The sequence below is a fragment of the Nocardioides sp. genome (assembly GCF_004803405.1).
Taxonomy (GTDB): domain Bacteria; phylum Actinomycetota; class Actinomycetes; order Propionibacteriales; family Nocardioidaceae; genus Nocardioides; species Nocardioides vastitatis.
Genome location: NZ_SSXI01000122.1, coordinates 1 through 4,316, shown reverse-complemented (window position 1 = coordinate 4,316; position 4,316 = coordinate 1). Strand labels below are relative to the sequence as shown.

At 71.5% G+C, this 4,316-nt stretch carries 5 protein-coding genes; 2 read left to right on the top strand and 3 right to left on the bottom strand.

The features are described 5' to 3' along the window. Nucleotides 1-161: 161 nt before the first annotated feature. Nucleotides 162-1,385 carry a phosphoserine phosphatase SerB gene (serB, locus tag E7Z54_RS09280; RefSeq protein ID WP_136433073.1) on the top strand — a complete coding sequence of 408 codons (1,224 nt, stop codon included), beginning with the start codon at nucleotides 162-164 and terminating at the stop codon, nucleotides 1,383-1,385. Between the two features lie 17 nt (nucleotides 1,386-1,402). Here the strand turns inward: serB and E7Z54_RS09275 are convergent, their stop codons facing one another. Further along, entirely contained in the window at nucleotides 1,403-1,909 is a 507-nt protein-coding gene (locus E7Z54_RS09275; RefSeq protein ID WP_136433072.1) for a SixA phosphatase family protein, read from the bottom strand. A 29-nt stretch (nucleotides 1,910-1,938) separates the two neighbouring features. On the opposite strand from E7Z54_RS09275, the gene E7Z54_RS09270 reads away from it, so the two are divergent. Beyond that, nucleotides 1,939-2,622, top strand: a complete 684-nt coding sequence (locus E7Z54_RS09270) for a TIGR02206 family membrane protein (protein ID WP_136433071.1) — start codon at nucleotides 1,939-1,941, stop codon at nucleotides 2,620-2,622. Nucleotides 2,623-2,641: 19 nt separating this feature from the next. On the opposite strand, the gene fabI is transcribed toward E7Z54_RS09270, so the two are convergent. Continuing rightward, on the bottom strand, nucleotides 2,642-3,421 hold the full coding sequence (fabI, locus tag E7Z54_RS09265; RefSeq protein ID WP_136433070.1) for an enoyl-ACP reductase FabI: 780 nt from the start codon (nucleotides 3,419-3,421) through the stop codon (nucleotides 2,642-2,644). Nucleotide 3,422: 1 nt separating this feature from the next. After that, a complete protein-coding gene (fabG, locus tag E7Z54_RS09260) occupies nucleotides 3,423-4,133 on the bottom strand; it encodes a 3-oxoacyl-ACP reductase FabG (RefSeq protein WP_136433069.1) in 711 nt (236 codons plus the stop codon). Between the last annotated feature and the right edge of the window lie 183 nt (nucleotides 4,134-4,316).

The window sequence follows — 4,316 nt, the reverse complement described above, 5'->3', positions numbered from 1 at the left end:
AGCGCCGCCGAGGCCGCCGCCCGGCGGTCGGCCCTCGCACCGCTGGAACGGGCGTCGCGGCACGCGCTGACCGCCGCGTGCTCCCCCGACGGCTGGCCTCCCCCGTCCTGATCGGGGCGGACCCCGTCCTGATCGGTGCGGAGCGATAGCCTGCAGCCGCGATGAGCAACCACAACGACGAAGACGACACGCTCCTGATCACGGTCACCGGGACCGACCGGCCGGGCGTGACGTCCGCGGTGCTCGAGTCCCTCGCCCGCTCGAGCGTGACGGTCGTGGACCTCGAGCAGATCGTGATGCGAGGCCGCCTGGTCCTGGGCGTCCTGGTCACCGCTCCCCGCGACGCGAAGAGGCTGCGCCAGGCGGTCACCGAGACGGTCGAGGCGCTCGGCATGAGCGTGGACATCGAGCGCGGCTCGGGTGACAACCGGTCCCGCCCGGAGGGGCGTGCCCACGTCACGGTGATCGGCGCGCCCCTGAAGTCCTCGGCGATGGCCGCCATCGCCGGCCGGATCGCCGACTGTGGAGGCAACATCGACCGGATCGAGCGGATGGCGCGCTACCCGGTGACCGCGATCGAGATGGATGTCTCGGGCGGGCCTCCCGACGTGCTCCGCACGCTCCTCGCGACCGAGGCGGCCGCCCACGGCATCGACGTCGCCGTGCAGCCGGCCAACCTGCTGCGCCACGGCATGCGGCTGATCGTCATGGACGTGGACTCCACGCTGATCCAGGGCGAGGTCATCGAGATGCTCGCCGAACACGCCGGCTTCGGCGCCGAGGTCGCCGAGGTGACCGAGCGCGCGATGCGGGGCGAGCTCGACTTCGAGCAGTCGCTGCGAGCGCGGGTCAAGCTGCTCCAGGGCCTCGACGCGTCCGTCCTCGACGAGGTCTACGAGGCCATCGTGATCACCCCGGGAGCGCGGACGCTGGTCCGGACGCTCCGCCGCCTGGGCTACCGGTTCGCCATCGTGTCCGGAGGGTTCAGCCAGATCACCGACCGGCTGGCCGCTGACCTGGGGATCCACCGGGCGCGTGCGAACACGCTGGAGATCGTGGACGGAAGGCTCACCGGCGACCTGGTCGGTGCGGTCGTCGACCGGGCCGGCAAGGCGCAGGCCCTGCGGGAGTTCGCCGCCGACCTCGGCGTCTCCGAGGCCGCCACGATCGCGATCGGCGACGGTGCGAACGACCTCGACATGCTGGCCGCTGCGGGCCTCGGGATCGCGTACAACGCCCGCCCCGTCGTGCGGGAGGCTGCCGACACCGCGCTGAACGTGCCCTACCTGGACACGATCATGTACCTGCTCGGCATCACCCGCGAGGAGGTCGAGGCCGCCGACGCCGAGGCGGGCATCGTCACGCCGGCTCCGCCATTGGGGTAGCTCCTCGCGCAGAGGGCTCAGGCGCGCGCGACGTGGAACGCGCGCAGCCTCGCGCACATCGGTGCCACGTCGGCCCACGAGCAGGTGACCTCGAAGACCGCCGCGGTGCAGGTCGGGAAGCCGGCGAGGTCGGTGCCGGCAGCGCCGCCGTCCCCGTCGTCCAGCAGCTGGGCGAGGAGGCCGATCGCGGGGTTGTGTCCCACGACCACCGCGGTGCGCGCTGAGTCGTCGGTCTCACGGAGCAGCTCCAGCACCCCGTCCTCGTCCGTGCCGTAGAGGCCGCCGTCGATCTCCGGTTCCACCTCCCACCGCGCAGCCTCGGCGACGAGCGCCCAGGTCTCCCGAGTTCGGGCGGCATACGAGACGTAGGCGGCGTCGGCGTCGATCCCCTGCTCGCGGAACCACCGGCCCAGCGCGCGTGCGTCCGCCCGCCCGCTGTCGGCCAGGACGCGGTCCACGTCGTTGGGCGCGAAGGCCTCCGCCTTCGCGTGCCGAACGACCACGACCTGCCGATTGCTGTCCACGGCTAGATCGTAGGGCCCATGCTGGGTTCGTGACGCAGTACGGCGTGACCCACCTGGTGCCCCTCGTGATCTTCGCCATGGGGCTGGTCGGAGCGGCCGTCCTGGGCCGCCGGCACCGGGCGGTCGAGGGGCCGACCCGGTTCAGCCGAGCCTGCGCCGTGCTGATCCCGGTCGTCACCGTGCCCTTCCAGGTGATCGACCTGGTCTTCAACTTCGACATCGACGTGACGCTGCCGCTGCACCTGTGCGACCTCGCCTGGCCGGCCGCCGCGTGGGCACTGTGGACGCACAAGCCGTTCCCGGTCGCGCTGACCTTCTTCTGGGGGCTGACCCTGACGATCCAGGGTGTGCTGACGCCCGCCGTCAACGAGGACCTGCCACACCCTCGGTACTTCGCGTTCTGGGCGCTGCACCTGCTGATCGTGTGGTCGGCGGTCTATCTGGTGATCGGGCTGCGCAAGGTGCCACGGTGGCGGGACTTCGCCGCCACCGTGGCCACGACCGCGCTGTGGGCGGTGTCGGCGTACGTCTTCAACGTGGTGGCGGACACGAACTACGGCTATCTGCTGCGGAAGCCACGAAGCTCGATCCTGGACCTCCTGGGACCCTGGCCGTGGTATGTCCTGCAGGAGATCGCGCTGATCATCCTGGTCTGGGCGGCCCTGACCGCGGCGATGCAGCGGCTGCGCCCGCCAGCCGACCGGGGGACGTGACCGCGCCGGCGGCCGGTGTCTAGGCGCCCATGGCGTGGAAGCCGCCGTCGACGTGGACGATCTCCCCCGTCGTCGCCGGGAACAGGTCCGAGAGGAGCGCGCAGACGGCGCGCGCGGTCGGCTCCTGGTCGGTGTTGTCCCAGCCGAGCGGGGCCCGGGTGGTCCACATCGACTCGAGCTCCTCGAAGCCCGGGATCGCCTTCGCGGCCAGGGTGCGCAACGGACCGGCCGAGACGAGGTTCACCCGGATGCCCTCAGGACCCAGATCCCTGGCCAGGTAGCGCGAGCAGGACTCGAGCGCCGCCTTGGCCACACCCATCCAGTCGTAGACCGGCCAGGCGGTGGTGGCGTCGAAGGTGAGGCCCACGATCGAGCCGCCCTCGCCCATGAGCGGACGACAGGCGGTGGCGAGGGACTTGAAGGAGTACGCCGAGACCTGGACCGCCTGCGCGACGTCCTTCCAGGGGCCGTCGAGGAACTTGCCGCCGAGGAGGGTCTCGGGGTTGCCGTAGGCGATCGAGTGCACGACGCCGTCGAGGTGGGCGTCCTCACCGAGGTGCTCGCGGACGGCGTCGGCCAGGCCCGCGAGGTGCTCGGGATCGGTCACGTCGAGCTCCAGCACGGGCGGCTCGGTGGGGAGCCGGCGGGCGATCCTGCGGGTGATCCGCAGCGCCTGGCCGAAGTTGGAGATGAGCACGGTCGCGCCCTGCTCCTGCGCGTACTTGGCCACCGCGAAGCCGATGGAGGAGTCCATCGTGACGCCCGCCACGAGGATGGTCTTGCCGTCGAGGATGCCCATGTCAGTGCCCCATTCCGAGTCCGCCGTCGACGGGGATCACCGCGCCGGTCACGTAGGCCGCGGCCGGGCTCGCCAGCCAGACCACCGCGCCGGCCACCTCCGCCGCGCTGCCGTACCGCGCCAGGGGGACCTGGCTGCGGATTCCTTCCTTCTGCTCGTCGCTCAGCACCGCCGTCATGTCGGTGTCTATGTAGCCGGGGGCCACGACGTTGGCAGTGATCGAGCGGGGGCCGAGCTCACGCGCCAGCGACCGCGCCATGCCGACGAGGCCGGACTTCGAGGCGGCGTAGTTGACCTGGCCGGGCGACCCGCTGAGGCCCACCACGCTGGAGATCAGGATGATCCGGCCACGCTTGAGGCGCAGCATCCCCTTGGCCGCGCGGCGGACCAGCCGGAAGGTGCCGGTGAGATTGGTGTCGATGACCGACGACCAGTCGTCGTCCGACATGCGCAGCAGCAGGGTGTCGGCCGTGATGCCCGCGTTGGCCACCAGCACCTCGACCGGGCCGTGCGCATCCTCGGCAGCGGCGAACGCCGCCAGGATCGACTCGCCGTCGGTGACGTCTGCCTTGAGCTCCAGCGCGCCCTGGGGCGCACCGCCGCTCCGCGTGGTGACTGCGACGTGGTCACCTTCGGCGATGAATGCCTCGGCGATGGCGCGGCCGATGCCGCGGTTGCCGCCCGTGACGAGGACGGAGCGTGGTGAGTTCACGCTCTGTGACGCTAGTCGTGCAGGTCACCTCCACTCGCCCCGAGCGGGTACCAAGATCCGCCTCGATCGTTGTGGAGGTCCTACAACTTGGATTTGGCCGAGCGCGTCTGCGGCGCAGAAGGGGGCAGCAAGCTGCCGCCGACGCCTCCCGCCGCGCTGCCGGCCGCTTGGATCTGGCCGAGC